The organism is Corynebacterium sp. HMSC11D10 (assembly GCF_001806995.1).
GTDB classification, from domain to species: Bacteria; Actinomycetota; Actinomycetes; order Mycobacteriales; family Mycobacteriaceae; genus Corynebacterium; species Corynebacterium coyleae.
Genome location: NZ_KV787088.1, coordinates 43595 through 62571, shown reverse-complemented (window position 1 = coordinate 62571; position 18977 = coordinate 43595). Strand labels below are relative to the sequence as shown.

Annotated in this window: 17 protein-coding genes; 10 read left to right on the top strand and 7 right to left on the bottom strand. The window is 60.7% G+C overall.

Annotated elements, in window-relative coordinates; genetic code table 11:
* Positions 1-38: 38 nt before the first annotated feature.
* Positions 39-647, bottom strand: coding sequence for a hypothetical protein (locus HMPREF3120_RS12040; protein ID WP_141739436.1), 609 nt, complete (start codon positions 645-647; stop codon positions 39-41).
* Between the two features lie 627 nt (positions 648-1274).
* Here HMPREF3120_RS12040 and glpK point away from each other — a divergent pair.
* Positions 1275-2735 (top strand): glycerol kinase GlpK, encoded by a 1461-nt coding sequence (glpK, locus tag HMPREF3120_RS10750; RefSeq protein ID WP_070453315.1) that lies wholly within the window; start codon positions 1275-1277, stop codon positions 2733-2735.
* 18 nt (positions 2736-2753) lie between these two features.
* On the opposite strand, the gene HMPREF3120_RS10745 is transcribed toward glpK, so the two are convergent.
* Complete coding sequence (locus HMPREF3120_RS10745; RefSeq protein WP_246815479.1) at positions 2754-4667, bottom strand: N-acetylmuramoyl-L-alanine amidase; 1914 nt, start codon at positions 4665-4667, stop codon at positions 2754-2756.
* A 150-nt stretch (positions 4668-4817) separates the two neighbouring features.
* Here HMPREF3120_RS10745 and glf point away from each other — a divergent pair, with 150 nt between their 5' ends.
* From glf to HMPREF3120_RS10710, 7 genes are all read left to right on the top strand, one after another.
* A complete protein-coding gene (gene glf, locus HMPREF3120_RS10740; RefSeq protein ID WP_070453312.1) occupies positions 4818-6008 on the top strand; it encodes a UDP-galactopyranose mutase in 1191 nt (396 codons plus the stop codon).
* Between the two features lie 9 nt (positions 6009-6017).
* On the top strand, positions 6018-6254 hold the full coding sequence (locus HMPREF3120_RS10735; protein WP_070423337.1) for a hypothetical protein: 237 nt from the start codon (positions 6018-6020) through the stop codon (positions 6252-6254).
* A 128-nt stretch (positions 6255-6382) separates the two neighbouring features.
* Entirely contained in the window at positions 6383-8095 is a 1713-nt protein-coding gene (locus HMPREF3120_RS10730; RefSeq protein ID WP_070453310.1) for an RNA-binding domain-containing protein, read from the top strand.
* A gap of 303 nt (positions 8096-8398) precedes the next feature.
* Complete coding sequence (locus HMPREF3120_RS10725) at positions 8399-9301, top strand: siderophore-interacting protein (protein ID WP_070453308.1); 903 nt, start codon at positions 8399-8401, stop codon at positions 9299-9301.
* A 12-nt stretch (positions 9302-9313) separates the two neighbouring features.
* Entirely contained in the window at positions 9314-10336 is a 1023-nt protein-coding gene (locus HMPREF3120_RS10720) for a FecCD family ABC transporter permease (RefSeq protein ID WP_070453305.1), read from the top strand.
* Positions 10336-11331, top strand: a complete 996-nt coding sequence (locus tag HMPREF3120_RS10715; RefSeq protein ID WP_070453303.1) for a FecCD family ABC transporter permease — start codon at positions 10336-10338, stop codon at positions 11329-11331. Before HMPREF3120_RS10720 ends, HMPREF3120_RS10715 begins: the two co-directional genes overlap by 1 nt.
* Positions 11328-12098, top strand: a complete 771-nt coding sequence (locus HMPREF3120_RS10710) for an ABC transporter ATP-binding protein (RefSeq protein ID WP_070453300.1) — start codon at positions 11328-11330, stop codon at positions 12096-12098. Before HMPREF3120_RS10715 ends, HMPREF3120_RS10710 begins: the two co-directional genes overlap by 4 nt.
* Positions 12099-12119: 21 nt before the next feature.
* Here the strand turns inward: HMPREF3120_RS10710 and HMPREF3120_RS10705 are convergent, their stop codons facing one another.
* Entirely contained in the window at positions 12120-13073 is a 954-nt protein-coding gene (locus HMPREF3120_RS10705; protein WP_246815478.1) for an ABC transporter substrate-binding protein, read from the bottom strand.
* An 81-nt stretch (positions 13074-13154) separates the two neighbouring features.
* Positions 13155-13349 (bottom strand): hypothetical protein, encoded by a 195-nt coding sequence (locus HMPREF3120_RS10700; protein ID WP_070453297.1) that lies wholly within the window; start codon positions 13347-13349, stop codon positions 13155-13157.
* A gap of 84 nt (positions 13350-13433) precedes the next feature.
* Between HMPREF3120_RS10700 and HMPREF3120_RS10695 the strand changes: the two genes are divergently transcribed.
* Positions 13434-15026, top strand: a complete 1593-nt coding sequence (locus HMPREF3120_RS10695) for a cation:proton antiporter (RefSeq protein WP_070453294.1) — start codon at positions 13434-13436, stop codon at positions 15024-15026.
* 3 nt (positions 15027-15029) lie between these two features.
* On the opposite strand, the gene HMPREF3120_RS10690 is transcribed toward HMPREF3120_RS10695, so the two are convergent.
* Positions 15030-15593, bottom strand: coding sequence for a TetR/AcrR family transcriptional regulator (locus tag HMPREF3120_RS10690; protein ID WP_070453291.1), 564 nt, complete (start codon positions 15591-15593; stop codon positions 15030-15032).
* A 179-nt stretch (positions 15594-15772) separates the two neighbouring features.
* Here HMPREF3120_RS10690 and HMPREF3120_RS10685 point away from each other — a divergent pair, with 179 nt between their 5' ends.
* Positions 15773-16993, top strand: a complete 1221-nt coding sequence (locus HMPREF3120_RS10685) for an ATP-binding protein (RefSeq protein ID WP_070453288.1) — start codon at positions 15773-15775, stop codon at positions 16991-16993.
* A 9-nt stretch (positions 16994-17002) separates the two neighbouring features.
* Here HMPREF3120_RS10685 and HMPREF3120_RS10680 read toward each other — a convergent pair whose 3' ends face one another.
* A complete protein-coding gene (locus tag HMPREF3120_RS10680) occupies positions 17003-17413 on the bottom strand; it encodes a hypothetical protein (RefSeq protein WP_070453285.1) in 411 nt (136 codons plus the stop codon).
* Positions 17414-17423: 10 nt separating this feature from the next.
* Entirely contained in the window at positions 17424-18938 is a 1515-nt protein-coding gene (locus HMPREF3120_RS10675) for a SulP family inorganic anion transporter (RefSeq protein ID WP_070453283.1), read from the bottom strand.
* Positions 18939-18977 lie beyond the last annotated feature (39 nt).

The window sequence follows — 18977 nt, the reverse complement described above, 5'->3', positions numbered from 1 at the left end:
ACATAGGCGGTGGCGTGCGCGGTTTGAGCACGAGCAGATTATGCCGCGCGTTGTTCTAACTCCTCCAACCAGTCGCGATAGTTCACGTCCACCCGATTCGGTAACTCCCTCACGCCGGGGCTGCTGTCGATCACAGTCTGCAGCGACGCGATGAACTCAGTGGACGTTGCACGGTCCCACCTCACCCGCCTGACAACTGCGCCCTGGTTTTGAAGCTGGGTTTCGCGCTCGCGTTCGTCGCGAAGCATGCTCGCTGCATCTCCCATCACCCCGCTCGTCTTCTCGAGACCGTCTGCCTCCACAACGAGAAACCCGTTGATCAGTATGTCCGCCCAGGCCATCATCGGGCGGCCGTCACGTTCCCGGATCCGCAGGCCAACCTGGAACTCGAGCGTGACCACCCCGGTAAGCGTTCCGTCTGCGATCGCACGCAGGATTGCGTCGCGCACAATCGTCTCCAACACACTCGCTGACGTATCTGTCGCGTGTTCGATGAGTTTCCGGAACCCCGCGATTCCGCGTGCTTTCGGCAGCGTTTCCGTTTTATCCAGCAGGTATTCCGTGGTCAGGTGGCGGTGCTTCCACCTCGCCGACTCGATCTGCACCAGCGCTTCAGTGCGCCCGTGGTACCTGAACGAGTCGAACATCGCCCTGATCGCCGTCGCCGTGCGAACCCCCTTGTGTACGAGGTACTCCTGTTCAGCGAGGATTCCACTTCTGTAAATGCGATGGGCATCGCCGCGCTTCCACGGCCTCGTTTCTCCTGGTAGTGCGAGGTCGACTGTGGTGACCCAGTTGTATGTCGAGAGTCCTAGCCACCTGGCCGCGGCTGGACCTGTGATTACTGCAGATCTGGACTTTGCTGCGACGTCTTGAATGAGTTCGAGTTCTGCTTCGCGTTTCTTCTGTAAATCCCCCATGTAGGCAATATTGCACCCGACTGCTGCGCTGTAAAGGGGGTCTTTGCGCAATATATTGTGCATTTTGAGGGAACCGGGGCGCGCTGATCGTCTAGTTCGGCTCATCGTCTAGCTCCACCTCGAATCCAGCTAGACGGCCTCGGGGAGGACCAGGTATTTCCCCAGGTGATGATGAACACGGTTTTCAGTAATTAGCTGATCGTCTGGTTCGACAAAAATGCAGCTAGACGATCAGCGGAAACTAGACGATAAGCACCGGAAACGAGCCAGAAAGCGCCAGGAAAGCACCGGAAACGAGCCAGAAAGCGCCACAACAACCCAACGGGCACCACCGCCCACCGTAGAATCACGCGCATGGCTTTGATTGCGGCGATTGACCAGGGTACGACGTCGACACGTGTGTGCATCACGCGCACGGACGGGAAGGTCATCACCCAGGCGCAGTTTGAGCACGAGCAGATCATGCCGCGCAAGGGGTGGGTGGAGCACGACCCGATGGAGATCTGGCGTAACACACGCCGGGCGCTCAGCGAAGCACTTGCTGACAAGGACATCGCTGAGCAGGACATTTACGCTCTCGGGCTGACCAACCAGCGCGAGACTGCCGTGATTTGGGACAAAGCAACCGGCAAGCCGATCTACAACGCGATCGTGTGGCAGGACACCCGCACGAACCACAACGGGGACGCCACGAAGTACCTGAGTAAGACCGGGCTTTTGCACAATTCGTATCCTGCGGCGCCGAAGTGGGCGTGGATTCTGGACAATGTCGAAGGCGCTCGCGAGCGCGCCGAAAAGGGCGAACTCCTGGCGGGCACGATGGATACGTGGCTGATCTGGAACCTCACGGGCGGGGCGAAGGACAAGGACAAGGCGTTGCATCTGACGGATGTGACCAACGCGTCGCGCACGCTGCTCATGGATTTGGAGACCCTCGACTGGGACAAGCAACTTTGCGACGACCTCCGCATCCCACCCCGAATCCTTCCCGAGATCCGGCCGTCCGTCGGAAACTTTGGCAAGATCCGTCCGCGGGGTCCGCTGGCGGGTGTGCCGATCACGGGCGTGCTCGGCGACCAGCAGGCCGCGCTGTTCGGCCAAGGCGGCCTGCATGAGAACGACGCGAAGATGACGTACGGCACCGGCCTGTTCATGCTGCTCAACACGGGTGCCGAGCCGAAGTTCAGCGACCGTGGCCTGCTGACCACCGTCGCCTACCAGGTGCAGGGCCAGCCGCCGGTGTACGCGCAGGAGGGCTCGGTGGCCGTGGGCGGGTCGTTGATTCAGTGGCTGCGCGACCAGCTCGGCATCCTGAGCACCGCCGCAGAATCGGAAACCCTCGCGGAGCAGGTCGAAGACAGTGGGGGAGTGGTGATCGTGCCCGCGTTCTCCGGTCTGTTCGCACCCCGGTGGCGTCCGGATGCGCGGGGTGTGATTGTGGGGTTGACGCGGTTCGTCGATAAGCGGCACATTGCTCGGGCTGCGCTGGAGGCGACGTGCCTGCAGGCGCGCGAGGTGGTGTGTGCGATGGGCGGCGACCCGACGACGCTGAAGGTCGATGGCGGCATGACGGAGAACAACCTGTTGATGCAGATGCAGGCCGACATCCTGGGCGTGACGGTGGAGCGACCCGCGAATACGGAGACGACGGTGATGGGGGCGGCGTCGGCGGCGGCGATGGGCATTTCGCTTATCGACGAACCCTTATCCCTCGGCACCTCCACCACCTGGGAAAGCGAAATGGCCGGCCCCGAACGGGACCGGCTGGTTACCGCGTGGGAAGACGCGGTGGAGCGCAGTTTGGATCTTGTCTAGGCCTGAGCCTGCGAGGGCCTAGCGGGTGGAGATGTCCACCGCGTTGGTGACCGGGTTGTAGGTGATGGAGCCGCCTTCGAAGTCGACGCGGACGACGTCGCTGGTCGGGTAGTACTCGCGGGTGATCGGCATGCCGAGTGGGCCTGCGTCGAGGCCTTGCTGCAGCCAGGCCTCCGCAATCTTGCCGACGAGCGCGATGATCTCGCCCTGGTCATTACGCGCGGCGATGCCGTTGGAGTAGAAGGTGATCGCCGGGCCGGTCGGTCCGCCAACGCCTGCGATGAGTTTGCCCAGGGTGGGCTCGAGCGCGGTCCAGACGGCGGCGGCCTCGGTGGCACCGAAGGCGTTGAGCGCTGGGCCGACGGCCGGGCCAATCTTTTGGGCCAACTCCGAGACCTGTGCGAGGTTGAGGCCCTGGAAGACCTCCACCCCCTGGCGTTCGCTGACGCCGGGGAGCATGTCGCGTGCAGCCAGGAACAGCAGGATTGCGCCGATGACGGTGCCGGCCGCGGTGGCGATGGCGATCGGGTCGCCGGAGGTCAGGCCGGTGAGAACGCCTGTGGCGTTGTTGCCGGTGCTGCCCTGATTGCCGGTGTTGCCGGTCGGATCCGTGGGGTTCACCGTGTCGCCTGGCAATGCCGGGGACTGCGCCGTGGTGGTGACAGCGGTCGACTCGGTGCCGCGGTTGCCCAGGCCTGCGCGGTTGCCGGCCTTGAGCGTGCGGTACTTCGCTGCGGCGGTGGCGCGGATCATGGGCAGTTTGGAGTACAGGTTGTCGCCTGGGCAGGTGCTGTAGTGGAAGTCACGGTGAGCGTTGATGTTGCTAAACGATGCACCCTGGCCAGCCGAGTACTTGGAGCCCTTGAAGCTGAATTCTGCCTGGTGGTAGCTGTAGCCCATTGGGTTGAAGTCGGCGACGGCTGCCTTCCAGCCGATGATTTCGCCCATGGCGCGCAGTGCTGCGGTGGTGGGCTGGGCGCTTTGGTAATCGCCAAGCATGGATACGCCCCAGGTGTTTTGGTTGAATCCGCCGACGTGTGCGCCTTGCGGTCCGCGGTCCATGCCGCCTGCGCGGCCTTCGTAGATGTTGCCGTACTTATCCACGAGCGCGTGGTAGCCAATGTCACCCCAGCCCAGGGTGCGGGCGTGGTAGTTCCAGATGCCGCGGACGATGCCGGGTGCCTGGGCCTCGGTGTAGTTGTTGGAGCCTGCGGTGTGGTGCACGGTCGCTGCGGTGGTTGGTTCGGAGTAGTACGGGGCCTGGCTGGAGCCTGCACCCCACTGTGCGCGGGTGATCACCTTGGGCATGCCCCAGGTGTAGGAGTCCGCGACCGGGTTGATGCCGCCTTGGGTTTGGCCTTCGCCGCCGTCGAGGAAGACAGCGTTGAGGTCCTTGGCGGTGGTGGGTGCGCCGGAGTCGGTGCGGCCGCCGTCGAGAAGATCAACGCCGCCGGTGGAGACCTGGACGCGCTTGGTTTTGCCCACGAAGATCGGTTCGGTGCCGAACTTGTCGCTGCCCTTCGGCGGGTCGATCGGGTCCATTTCGAACCATTCTGACCAGGTGCCGTCGGCCTGCTGGGAGCGGACGAAGGCGGCGATGTCGCGGTCGCCGGTCCAGGTCAAGCCGACGAGAGAGAACTCGCGGTCGTTGGTGAACTCCTTGACCACGCGGCGTACTTCGCCTTCTTCGCCGCCTTGGGTGCGGATGGCGGCGTCGTCGACAGTGATGTTCGCACCCGACGCGAAGGACTCGGACGCCGTGTACACCTCGGGTGCGCCGGCGCCGAGGGATTGGACGTGGAGGATGCGGTTGCCGCTGAACACTTGCGTAGCGACGAGAGCCACCACGAGGAGAACGGACACCACGGCAGGCAGGACTACGGCCCGGCGTGGTCGGACCGCACCGCCCTGAAGACTACGGCGTTGTTGCACGGTAAAACTCCTGACACTTCTTGTGAAAATAGTGGCAATTGTGACTGGAACGCAGTGTAGTGCAATTTAAAGTCTCAAGAAAGACTTGAGGCTTTTGTGGCGTGTCGCGGCGTGGTGTCGTCGATAAGCAACTGTGCGAAAATAGACCGCATGGCATACGACCTCATTGTTGTTGGATCAGGGTTCTTCGGCCTTACCGTGGCCGAGCAAGCGGCGAGCGAGCTGGGCAAACGCGTGCTGGTGGTGGAAAAGCGCAACCACATCGGCGGCAACGCCTACTCGGAGCAGGAGCCGGAAACCGGCATCGAGGTGCACAAATACGGCGCGCACCTCTTCCACACGTCGAACGAGCGCGTGTGGGAATACGTCAACCGCTTTACCTCGTTCACCGACTACCAGCACCGCGTGTTTGCGATGCACGACGGCACCGCCTACCAATTCCCCATGGGCCTCGGCCTGATCAATCAGTTCTTCGGCCGCTACTACTCGCCGGACGAAGCGAAGAAGCTCATCGAACAGCAGCGCGAAGGCCTCGACCCAGCCGCCGCGACCAACCTGGAAGAGCGCGGCATCGCCCTGATCGGCAAGCCGCTCTACGAGGCGTTTGTGAAGCACTATACCGCCAAGCAGTGGCAGACCGACCCGACTGACCTGCCGCCGGAGATCATCTCCCGCCTGCCAGTGCGCTACACCTTTAACAACCGCTACTTCAACGACAAGTACGAAGGCCTGCCCGTCGACGGCTACGCCGCCTGGCTGGAGAAGATGGCGGAGCACGAACTTATCGACGTCCGCACCGACACCGACTGGTTCACCGTCCGCGACGACATCCGCGCCGAAAACCCCGACGCACCAGTGGTCTACACCGGTCCGCTCGACCAGTACTTCGATTACGCCGAAGGCCACCTCGGCTGGCGCACCCTCGACTTTGAGCAGGAAGTGCTGAACACCGGCGACTTCCAGGGCACCTCGGTGATGAACTACAACGACGCCGACGTCCCCTACACCCGCATCCACGAGTTCCGCCACTTCCACCCGGAGCGCACCGAGTACCCCACCGACAAGACCGTCATTGTCAAGGAATACTCCCGCTTCGCCGAGGGTGACGACGAGGTGTACTACCCGATTAACACCCCCGAGGACCGCGCGAAGCTCGAGGCTTATCGACGACTCGCGGCGGAAGAATCCGAACAACACAACGTCCTCTTCGGCGGCCGCCTGGGTACCTACCAGTACCTGGACATGCACATGGCCATCGCGTCTGCGCTGACCCTGTTCGACAACCAGCTCCGTCCGTTCTTCGAGTCCGGCGAGCCACTGTCCCAGCCGCGCGGCCACTAGGAGGTACTTGTGAGCGCTGAGATTTTCGTTCACCCCGACTGCCCCGACTGCACCGACGTGATCGCGCAGTTTAAGGCAGACCCGCAGGCCTTCGGCGACGCCGAACTTCTCGACGTCACCAACCTGCGCAACCTCAAACGCTTCCTCACCCTGCGCGACTCGCTTGACGGGTTCGCTGACGTGCGCGCCGCCGGCAAGATCGGTGTGCCGTCCAAGGTGATCGACGGCACGACGGTCGAGTTATAAACAACCCAAAACAACTCCAAACAACTATGCTGACCTGCTCGGATGGGCTGATTTCGGGCGAGTTTTGCGGTAAGTTGTTTCGGAGTTGTTTCAAACAACTTTGAAACAACTTTTGTTATTCTGAGCCCATGCTCGATTCGGGTTTTGAGGGTGTGGAGGAAGCGCTGTCGGCAATTGAGGCCGGAGATAGCGCTGGGAGCTGGGAATCCCAGGTGCTGGATTTCAAGGAAGATCCTGCTGTCCACCCGATGAACAAGAACCCCGATGCGGGGCTTGTGGAGTTTCTTGTCGACGAGGTCATTTGTTTCTCCAACGCCGACGGCGGTGTCGCCTACATCGTCCTTGGCGTCAATGACAAGAAGGCAGGCCCTGCTGCGTTCACTGGCACCGATCGCTCATGCGACTGGTTGGTGGAAAAGATTTACAGCAAGACGCAGCCTCATATTCAGGTCGAAGCTTCTGAAATCGAGCGCTGCGGCAAGCGTTTGATTGCATTGCGCATCCCACGGGGGATGGCGCTGTATCAGCGTTCCAAAGGCCAAGCCAGTAAACGTGTCGGGAAAAACTGCGTCCCTCTGGGCGAGGATGAGCGTCGCAGTATTCACCTGTCCCGTTCGAACCCTGACCTGAGCGCTACTGCGTCTCGACGAAGCCCTGAAGATCTCGATCCTAAGGCAATCGAGCAGGCTAAAGCACTCCTTGCCAACCGGAAGCATGCCTTGGGTGATGACTCTCCTGTACCCCAGACGAGTCTTGAACTCTGCAGTGAGTTGGGATTGTTTACGCCCGATGGCGCGCTGACCTTTGCGGCAGAAATTCTCTTCATGCAGCCGCTGCGCAACCGGACGGTCGTGCGACACTTGCTTCGCGACGTGCCCAGTGGCGATCCGAAAGTCACCGAGATCTCCGCACCGTTGATTACTGCATCAGAACAGCTTCGTGCGTTGATTAAGGCTCACACGTCGCAGGAAATTGCGCGAGTGCAACTCCCGAACGGGCAAGAGTTTCCCATTCCGGCGTTTCCTGCGGCTGCTGTAGACGAAATTGTTTCCAACGCATTCGCGCACCGCGACTGGGGAGCGACCACTGCAATCGTTGTTGATCAGTCTCCGACCAGTCTGACCGTTTGGTCTCCTGGTGGTCTCCCTGTCGGCGTGCCTGAGGAAAGGATTCTGACCACCCAATCGATCCCGCGTAACCCGATTCTGATGGGTGCATTGCGGCGGTTGGGCCTCGCTGAAGAGTCTTCGCGAGGCTTCGATCGCATGTGGGTCTCCATGCTCGCCAGTGGTAGACAAGCGCCTAGTCTGAATGCCGATGGACCGTTTGTGGAGGTCACGTTGCCCGCCGGAAACGTCGATTCGGCTTTTATTAAGTCGCTGTACCTGCTGCGTGCTGAGTTCGGAGAGGCGATATTCAATAGCGTAAATGGGCTCTTAGTGGCGCGTCATCTGGCGAACAACCAGATTTTGATGACGTCCACGGCGGCCCGACTCATGCAAGTCCCGGAAGCGCAGGCCCAAGAATACTTGGGGTGGTACGCAAGTCAGGGCTTCCTAGAACCTTTGCGGGATGCCCCCGAGTGGATATTGTCTGCTCGAGCACGGACGGCGTTTGAGGAAAACGGTTCCACTGTGATTGCATCCGTGACTACCGAGGACTGGATCGTTGCTCAGTTGCGCGAGGGGAAGTCCCTGAACGCTCGTGAGGTTGCGAATGAACTCGGCGTCGAGCGTGAATCGGTGAGCCGAATCCTTCGCCACCTTCGGGACCTAGGGAAAGCGAAAATCGCCGACGGGAGCCCAACGCGAGGCCCGAGTGTCCGGTGGGTTTCGGTATAAACAACTCCAAACAACTCGAAACAACTATTGTGACCTGCGGCGATGGTTTAATTTCGGGTCAGTTTTATAGCGAGTTGTTTCATAGTTGTTTCAAACAACTCCGCAGCCGGGTGGCTAGGCGCTCGGGACCGGGGCGACGAAGGCGGACACGAGGTACCGGTTGATGTCAGGGCGGTTGATGATGCCCGCGCCCGTGCCGTCACCGGTCTTAAAGGCGACTAGCCGTTTGGCCGGCTACACGGGCGCCGGGACTGCTCACCTCAATGCTTTCCTTAGGATAGGCAAGCCTATATAGTTTGCGGGGTGAGTTTTAGACCTTTCCTTGCAACCGTCGTCCGCAGTGAACGCATTGCGCCGAGTTTCCAGCGGGTGACGTTCACCGGGGTCGACGACATGGGACCCGCCGTTCCTATCAGGGATTTGCGTATCAAGCTACTGATCCCGCCTGTCAGTGGTCTGTTCGAGCTTCCGGAAGAGGGGTGGTGGGAGACGTGGCGTGCGATGCCGGAGCATATGCGCGGACACCTGCGTACCTATTCCATTCGGGAGTTCCGGCGAAGTGCTGAAGGCCCTGACGAATTGGATGTGGATTTTGTTTTGCACAGCGATAGTCCCGGTCCCGCCTCGGCGTGGGCGCAGGACGCACACCCTGGGCAGCAGCTGCTGATTATTGGACCAACCCGCGACGATGATTCCGGTGTTGGTATTGAGTTTGACCCCGGATCTGCTGCGATTGTGCGTCTTTACGGCGATGAAACCGCGTTGCCTGCAATGGCTCGTATCTTGGGGGATTGGCCCGAGGGGCTCGCCGGTTCGGTTGATATCGAGGTGCCCGCCGGCAATCACCTGCCCATCGACTCCCCTTCACAGGTTGATATCCGTTGGCACTTTCGTGAAGAGGGTGACTTCGACTACGGAGGCTTGCTTCTTGCGCAGCTGAAACAGGAAGTTGGATCCCGTTGTGCCTCCGCTTCGTTGGAAACTGGAAAAACTGGCCTTGTGGATGAAGCCCAGCTCGATGAAGTCTGGGAGACACCCACGTATTCCAGCAGTGGAGAATTGATAGGTCCCACGTCGGGTACTGCAGGGCACACCTACTACTGGATCGCTGGGAAGAATACGGCTGTGACGGCGATGCGGCGGCTTCTGGTGGGTGAGGCGGGAGTGCCTCGTCACCACGTGTCGTTCATGGGATACTGGCGGTAACGGAGTTACAGCGTGACTAAACGTGTTGGGCTTGTCGCCCTCCTTGTGATTTCCACTGTGTGTGCAGCGCTGGTGTCGCTGTTGATCGGGGCGCGCGAAATGGGTTTCGAGGCGACGGTGAGCGCGGTTCGTGATGGACTCATGCTGGCGTTCTCGGATGCAGACGAACAGTCTGAGGCGTCCAGCGATGAGGCGAAGATCATCGCGCAGCTCCGTGTTCCGCGCACTCTGCTTGGTCTGCTGGTGGGAGCAGCGCTGGGCACTGCGGGCGCACTGCTGCAGGGACACACCCGAAACCCGTTAGCAGACACAAACCTGCTGGGCGTCGGGCCTGGCGCGGCGCTTGCTGTGGCAGCAGCCATTTCCTTTTATGGGTCAATGACGGTATTGGGCACTGTCGGGGTGGGATTTCTCGGGGCGATACTTGCGGTAGCGCTTGTGTTCGTGCTCAGCATGAGAAGCCTGGGATCTACGCCGATCACGGTGGTGCTTGGTGGTTCCGCGTTGGGTGCGGTTTGTTCTGCGCTGACGAGCGGCATCGTACTGACGCATACGCGAAGCCTTAATGAGATGCGGTTTTGGACAGCGGGTGCTATCGCCGGACGCGATATGCAGGTGGTCACGGTCCTTGCTCCCGTGATTGTTCTTGGGCTCGTGGGCGCCTTTGCTTCAGCGAATCAGCTAAACCTCCTGAACTTGGGGGATGACGTTGCAAATGCACTTGGCGTCCGAGTTTCTATCGCGCGGACCTTGGGTATCGTCCTGGTTGCATTGCTTACTGGCGCAGCGGTGGCTGGAGCCGGACCGATCGGGTTCGTTGGCCTGGTTGTTCCGCACCTCGTGCGTAGCCTCACCGGCCCGGACTACCGCTGGGTGCTGCCGTGTTCCGCGCTGGCTGGGGCGACGTTGCTCTTGCTTGCTGACGTTATTGGTCGCGTCATCGCGCGCCCTGGAGAATTACAGGTGGGCATCACACTCGCCTTCGTTGGGGCCCCATTTGCACTGCATATCTTGCGGAAGGGGACGAAACTCTGATGCGGGTTTTTGCGATAAACACTGCTCTTGCGGTGCTGGCCCTAGCCGCTGCCCTCGGGGGCGTGATGGTTGGAGATTTCGAGCTATCGGTTCGAGACGTAGTTTCCGCTCTCATGGGCCAAACGGCAGAGTTGACCCGGACTGTAGTTCTCGAGTGGCGCCTGCCACGAGTGGTCACGGCGCTGGGGGTAGGTGCTGCGCTGGGCTTTGCCGGGGCAATTTTCCAGACCATTACAAGGAACCCACTGGCGAGTCCGGACATCTTGGGGGTCACCTCGGGTGCCTCCGCTTTCGCGTTGACCGCGCTACTCGCTGGTGGAAGTGCCGGGATGATGCTGCGTGTATTGGGCGTGCCGCTCAGTGCATTCCTCGGGGGACTGACCGTATCTGCGGCAATCTGGTGGCTGAGTCGTGGTGCTGGACTAGGGTCTTTCCAGCTTGTCTTCGCCGGCATCATCATCAATGCGCTGGCGATGGCCTACAACTCGTTCCTGCTTGTTCGTGCTGACTATCGAGATGTAGGCAAGGCGCAGGCGTGGGTGACCGGTTCGGTGGGTTCTTCTAGTTGGCACGACGCCATCGCTGTACTCATTGCACTGGCGGTCGTCATTCCACTATTGCGGTGGGTAGCCTTCAAGCTTGAGGCACTCTCTTTGGGGGAGGACACTGCTGCTGGTCTCGGGGTAGAGCCCCGGCGTACCCAGCTGATCCTCATGCTAATGGCTGTAATGCTGGCATCGATGGGCATTGCGGCATCTGGGCCGATAGCCTTCGTGGCGTTTGTCGCACCACAGATCGGACGCAAGATCACACATGCAGCAACGCCGCCATTAGGAACCGCGATGCTTACTGGCGCGGCGATCGTATCCGTCGCTGACTTGGCGGTGCGAACCCTGGTGCCGGGGAATCTGCCGGTGGGAATAGCCACAACTGCAATTGGTGGCGCAGTGCTGCTTTACACGCTGTTGCGTGCAACACGAAAGGTGTCCATATGATGCTTCAGGTCCGAAATCTTAAGGTAAGTTATGGCGCTTCCGTCATCCTCAAGGGCATTGATTTCGACGTGTCCAAAGGCGGAATCACCACAATCATCGGCCCAAACGGTTGTGGCAAGTCAACGCTGTTGCGTGCTGTGGCAGGGCTTCTTACACGTGACTGCGGCACGGTAACGCTGAACGGCGTGGACATGGCGAATCTGAAGCGCCGCGAGATTGCGCGTCAGCTTGCAGTGTTGCCACAGACTCCGGTGGCTCCCGAGGGGCTGACAGTGCATGATTTGGTTGGCCGTGGACGCCACCCACATCGATCTTGGTTGCGACAGAGCTCGGCTGAGGATTCACGTGTGGTCGATGAGGTGATGGAACTGACCAATATCACGGAGTTTGCAAACCGTCCGCTCGAGCGACTTTCTGGTGGTCAGCGTCAGCGCGCTTGGATTGCGATGGTCTTAGCTCAGGAGACTCCGCTCGTGTTCTTGGACGAGCCGACGACTTACCTAGACTTGTCTCACTCTGTCGAAGTCTTGTCGCTCGTACGTCAACTCGCCGATCAGGAGGGTAGAACCGTGCTTATGGTGCTGCATGATTTGAACCTCGCAGCACGCTATTCGGATCAACTCATCGTGATGCAGCGTGGCGAGGTAGACGCGGTCGGTGCGCCCGCTGAGGTGCTTACCGAGTCTTTACTGGACCGCGTTTTTCATCTGCCTGCTGTCGTGACAACAGACCCAGTAAATGGGGGCCCACTGGTTGTCCCCCGGTAAGCACCACTTCCGCCTGGTGTTCTAGAGCGACTTTTTGATTTGATCGATTGCGTACGGGATCGTGAGGGGGTTCGGCATGCTCATTGCGTTGGCGGTATCTGTGTCTAACCAGTAGACCCCGCCACGCTTATTCACATCGAGGTCCATGAAGGTGGCGTCGTTCTTCAGAGCATCGATTGCGCCGTAGTAGTCCAGCACGAAGAGGTAATCCACGTCGTTGAAGTCGGCGTAGTTCTCGGGGGACCAGTCAAGGAAGAAGCTGGAGCCATCGCCGTTGAACTTCTCCGGGATCTTGAACCCTAGTTTTTCGATGAAGGAGCCGCGGCCGTCGCCCGAGGTGTAGACGCCAAACTTTCCGTCGTAAGGCATGCCGATTACCGCTGTTTTGCCTTGCAACTCGGGGTGCGCTTCACGGAAATCCTGGAAGGCCTTCTCGGAGTCGGCGATGAGCTTTTCGCCTTCGGCCTCCTTATTCAACGCCTTGGAGATTTCCTTAATCTGTTCGTCCCATGGCACCTGCCAATCTTGGTACTCATCCGAGGGGAAGGTGGTTGGTGCAATCTGCTCGAGTAATGCCCTCTTATCGGCTTCGAGGCCGCTATTCACTGCAATGATCTTTGTCGGGTTGAGCGAGGCAACTTGTTCGGCAGTGTCAGTACTGAACTCGGTGGTCGTGTCCCGGAGCGGGTTTGGTTCGACTGTGAGCTTGTCCTTGGCCCACGGTCCAAGTCCGGAAGGGTCCCCCGTACCTTCCTGTTGCCAGGTGGCGTAACCAACCGGTTGTTCGCCCAGGGCAAGGACCGTATCGACGTCGCCGAGGCCCATTGTCACAATGCGCTCCTCTGACCCGTTGGCATCGGAAGTTTCGGGAGCGGTTGTTGAATCGCTTGATCCGCTGGAGCAGCTGGCAAGCATGAGCGCCGCAGTGAACGTGGCTGCGATCCCCTTCAGGGCGCGAGAGGTAAAGAGTGCCAAGGTTGCACCTTTCGTAGGTGGTCAAAAAGTTTCACGTTAGGTCTCCCTGACCTAACGTGATTACTCTAAGGCATGCCTTGCCTAAGTGACAATCCTTGTCTGGGCGCTCGGGACCGGGGCGACGAACGTCGAGACGAGGTACCGGTTGATGTCGGAGCGGTTGATGATGCCAACCACCGTGTCGTCATCGGTGCCGAACTCGGCCGAGTCGTTGTGGGCAAGCAGTGCATATGGGGTGGTGAAGGCCGGGACGGAGTCGCCGATGACGTCCAACACGTCGCCGGCGGAAGCCGATATCGGATTTCTGTGAATTCAGCAGATGGGCGAGGAACCAGCGTCAGCGTCGTAAGCTGAGCCAGCGTGGGAACGTTTATTGCGCTAATCGGATTGTTGCTGGCCACCGTCATTGTCGCTGCGGTTGGTGAGCGCACGGGCATTCCGTGGCCGGCGCTGCTGACCATCGTGGTGGCGCCGGTGATTTTCATTCCAGGCATTGACACGGTGTCCATTGACACACACCTGATCTTGCCGATCTTCCTGCCGCCACTGCTGTGGTCGCTGGCCAGGCGCACGAGTTGGGGTCAGATCGGCTCGCAGCTCAACGTGGTGCTGACCATGTCGGTCATCCTGGTGTTCCTTACTATCGCGGCGCTGACGGCGACGGCGATGTGGATCCTGCCGGGTGTGAGTCTGGCTACCGCGATGGTGTTGGCGGCGGCGATCGCCCCGCCGGACCCAGTCGCGGTCGACGCGGTGGCGGGACCGGCTGGCATTCCGAAGCGCATCACCGGAACGTTGCAGACGGAGGGGCTGTTTAACGACGCCGCCTCGATTGTCACCTTCAACATCGCCATGGCTGCGGTGATTGCAGAGGGTGAAGTGGACTTCACCAAGGGATTCGTTGAGTTCCTTTATGCCGCGGCGGTTGCTGTGGTGGTGGGGTTGATCGTCGGCAGGCTAGCTGCGCTGTTTGCAAACTCGGTGCCAGATTCCGTGATCCGTACCGCGTTTACGTGGGTGCTGCCGTTCGCCATCTATGCGGGTTGTGAGGCGATCCACGCTTCGGGCGTGATCGCGATCGTGATCGCCGCGGTGGAGTTGTCGTCGCGCTCCACGATGACAGCGGAGGACCGCCTGACCGGTCACTCGTTCTGGGAAACAGTGGAGCTGCTGTTCACGGGCGTGGCGTTCGGGTTGATCGGCATGAGCGTGCGTGATGCTATCGACACCGCCGGCACCTACATTTGGCCCGCCGTACAAGTCGGCGTGGTGCTCTCCGTCGTCGCATTTGTGGTGCGTCTGGCCTGGATGTGGGTGCTGTACAAGTTGAACGTGCGCAAGGGTCGCACGCACGTGTCGCCACTGCGCCTGCAGGAGGTGCTCCTGATGGCGTGGTCTGGCATGCGCGGTTTGGTCACGTTGGCGCTGGTGTTGGCTATCCCGCCGTCGGCAACCGAGTACCACCACGAACTGTCCGTCATTGCGTTGACGGTGCTGACCTGCACGATGGTGATCCCCGGCCTCATGCTGCCATGGCTGGTGCGGAAGATGGACCTGCAAAAAGGCCCAGAAGCAGACCGGGCAATTGAAGAATTGAACCAGCGGGCGTACGCGGCGGCGCACAAGGCGGTGCGCGAACACGGCGAGGAGCATGCGCCGGAGGCGTACACGATGGTGCAGGAGTGGTTGAACTCGATTACGGAGCAGCGCCTGCAGGATCCGGAAAGCACTGACGAGCGCATGGCAGCTTTCGAGCGCGCTCGCGAAAGCGCGATTGAAATGCAGAAGGTTGCGCTTAAGGCGGCGAGCTCCGAGTTGCACCGGGCGCGCAGGGAGCGCCAGTACAACCCGGCGGATGTGGACGCGGTGCAGGCTGACCTGGACCGTCTTATCGTGGCCAGCAAGCGCAACGTGCTCGCACGCCCAAGCCAGATGGTGAAGTGGGAGTCCTAGTTGCTAATCGACGACCACATCCGCCATCTCGTACAACGTCTCCCGCGCCGCCTTGAACGCCTCCGGTGTGGCGGCGAACTCGGCTGCACGCGCAATGGCGGAGTTGAGCAGCGCGATATCCACGGCTGATACGCCAGGGCAAAAGTCCGCCACGATGGTGCGGAATCCGGCGTGGGAGCGTTGCACGTTGTCGTCGGCAAACGCCTCCGGGAAGTTCTTCGCCGCCGCCATGAGTGGGCCGTGGCCACCATGCGCGAAGAGGTCCAGGGTGGCGTCCACGTAGGCGCGGATGCGCTGATGAGGCTCCGGCGGCGCGTTTTTAATCTTGGCCTCGAGTTCGGCGTTCCACTCGTCGGTGGCCGCGATGAGGAGCTGGACCAGCAGGTCGTGTTGGGATTTTGCATACCGGTACACGCTGGGTCGCGCGAGACCGACCGCGGCAGCCACCTCCGCCAGGGTGGGCACCTTGCCGTGGTTTTCGACGATGAGGCGCTCGGCGGCGTCAAGCACCGCGCGGTGTTGTACGGCGCGGTGCTCGGCGACGGTGTCCTCAGTAATCTTCGGCATGCCCCTGAGTCTACGGAGTGGTTATTTCGTTTCGGCGAGACATGTTTCCGCCGACTATCTCGCAGAATTTCAAAGTGCAAAGTGAAACCGTTTCAAAATGCAAAGCAGAACCGTTTCAAAACGCAAAGTGAAACCGTTTCAAAGTGCAAAACGCGCAGGTAGTCGGCTATGGTTTTTGCATGTCGAACTCATACATTCCAAGGCTTGCAGATGGCCAACTCGAAAGCGCTCTTCGTCGCCAAGGTGGAGTGCTCATTCAAGGGCCGAAGGGCTGCGGGAAAACGGAAACCGCGAGCCGGCAAGCGGGGAGTGTCTTGAATGTTGAAACTGATCCGAGCGTCCCGCTGGCGATGGCGACCGACCCGCGCGTACTGCTCGAAGGTGGCACCCCTCGCCTCGTCGACGAGTGGCAATTGCAACCGCGTCTTTGGGATTTTGCGCGGCACGAGATTGATTCTCGTAAGGCGAAGGGACAGTTCATCTTCACGGGTTCCACCGCTCCGGGAGTGGACGCAACCCGCCATTCTGGTGCTGGAAGATTTGCGCGCCTAATGATGTCGACGATGACCCTGTTCGAGTCGGGAGAGTCGGACGGTTCCGCTTCCCTCAGTGAGATTGCTGCGGGCAATGCGCCTGATTTTGTAACCCCCGCCTTGACGCTGGCGGAACTTGCTGAGCGAATGTGTCGCGGAGGCCTTCCTTACAACGCGGATCTTTCCTTGGATGACGCGATGCAAAACGTCCGTGATTACGTGCAGACGGTCGCCGATGTGGATATCCACACTGTGGGTGAAGTCTCGCGAGACTCGGAGCGTGTGCGCAGAATGATGCATTCCATCTCTCGCGCGGTTGCTACCGAAATTGAAGTTCAAACTATCGCCACGGACGCGGATGTCACTCGTGAAACCGCACGTGATTATCTCGACGCGTTATCCCGGATCTTTATTTCGGTGGATCAGCCAGCGTGGTCTACGCACCTTCGGTCGAAAGCAACCTTGCGCAAGTCACCCAAGCGTCACCTTGCGGACCCGTCCTTTGCGATGGCTGCGCTTGAGCGCGGTCCTCAGCAACTGTTGCAGGATCCGCGTTACTTTGGGCAGCTTTTCGAGTCGCTCGTTTTCCACGAGCTTCGAGCGCTGACTGGCAAGACGGTGTACCACGCTCGGCTAAACACGAAGCTTGAGGTTGATGCGGTGGTGAACTACGAAGGCGTCGACATCCTGGTTGAGGTCAAACTTGGGTACACGCCGGAAATTCTCGATCACGCGGCAGACACCCTTAAGAGGTTTGACGAACAGCTTGAACAGCACACCGTGTTGCTCGTTGTCACCTCTGGTGGGCCTGCACACCGTCGAGCGGACGGTGTGGTGGTTGTGCCGATCGGGGCGCTAGGCCCGTAGCCGAACCACCTACCGGCCGTCGCCGAACTCGCGCTTGAAGTTGTCGTCCCAGTCCACCTCGGGTTGGGAGTCGAAGTAGTGCTGCTCCAGGTTGGGTGCGTCGTTGCTGCCTTGAACACCCATGATCAGGAACACGGCACCGGCGATGGCGCCGAAGATGCCAACGAACACGGCGGTTGCGCCGGAAAGGAACGAAAAGGACAGCACACAGATGGCGATGAGGATTGCGCCGATGGTGTAGTTGCGGGCGGGCGTGCCGGGGGTGCGGTGTTCATTGGGGGCGCCGAGTGGCGAGCGATCAACCGAGTTTCCCCCGAGAAATCCGCCACCCTGTCCGCCGCCAGTTCCACTCCGGTCTCCAGATCCCCCGATGGGGAGGCCGTCGGCGTCGTAGTCGCCGTTGTAGTTGTAAGGCTTCATGGCGAAGAGCCTACGGGAGTTGGCCGGTGAGGCGGTCGAGTCGGGCTTTGCTGGGGCCGTCGAGGCCAGTGATGGTGACGGTTTTGCCGCGGTTGTGGAACTTCTGGGTGATGGAGCCGAGGGTGGCCACGGTGGAGGCGTCCCAGATTTCGGCGTGGCTGAGATCGATGATGATGTGGTCGGCGTCGTCGGCGTAGTCGAAGGCGTAGACCAGGTCGTTGCTGGATGCCCAGAAGAGTTGGCCGTGGATGCGGTAGGTGCGGGTGTCGATGCGGCCGTCGCCATCAGTGTCGAGCTCCGCCACCTTCTCTACCGACGCGAGGTGGGCGACGCGGCGGGCAAACATGATCATGGCGGTGACCACGCCGAGCACCACGCCGACGGCGAGGTTGCTGGTGATCAAGGTGGCGGCAACGGTGACCACCATGACGATGGTTTCGGACACCGGCATGAGTTTGAGGGTGCGCGGGTGGATGGAGTGCCAGTCGATCGTGCCAAGGGAGACGACGATCATGATGGCGACGAGCGCGGCCATCGGGATGATGCCCACAACATCGCCGAACGCCAGCAAGAGAACCAGCAGGAACACGCCTGCGAGCAGGGTGGACAGGCGGGTGCGGGCGCCGGCTTCGCGGGAGTTGATCAGGGTTTGGCCGATCATGGCGCAGCCACCCATGCCGCCGAAGAGGCCGGTGACGATGTTGGCCACGCCCTGGCCCCAGGATTCGCGGGTTTTGTCGGAGTGGGTGTCGGTGATGTCGTCGACAAGTTTTGCGGTCATGAGCGATTCCAACAGGCCCACGATTGCCATAGCCAGCGCGTACGGCGCGATGATCTGGAACGTCTCCCACGTCAGCGGCACGTGCGGGATCATCATGGCGGGGAAGGAGCGGGGTAGTTCGCCCATGTCGGAGACGGTGGGCACGGTGATGTCAGCGATGACGACCACGGTGGTCAGCACCGCGATGGTAACCAGCGGGGCGGGGACCGCGTTGGTGATTTTCGGCCAGAACACCATGATGAGCAGGCCGGCGGCGGTGAGCGCGTAGACGGGCCAGGCGACGTCGATAAGGTGCTGCATCTGCGCAGCGAAGATGAGGATGCCGAGGGCGTTGACAAAACCAACCATGACCGAACGCGGGATGAAGCGCTGCAGTTTCGCCACGCCGAGTGCCGCCAGGATGATTTGGAACACGCCGGCGAGCAGCACGGTGGCGATGAAGTAGTCCATGCCGTACTCGCGCGAGACGGGTGCGATGACGAGGGCGACTGCGCCGGTTGCGGCGGAGATCATCGCCGGCCGCCCGCCGGTAAACGCGATGGTCACAGCCATGGTGACGGAGGCGAACAGGCCGACGGCGGGGTCGACGCCGGCGAGGATCGAAAACGCGATGGCCTCGGGGATCAGGGCGAGTGCGACGGTGAGCCCGGCAAGTACTTCACGACGAAGCCGCGTCCCCGAAGAAAACGCATAACGAAACGACGCAACCACCCCGGTCGGGGCGTGCTCGAGAGATACAGACATGCCTGTGCTTTCCGTTCGCTTTCCGTTCGCTTTCCGTTC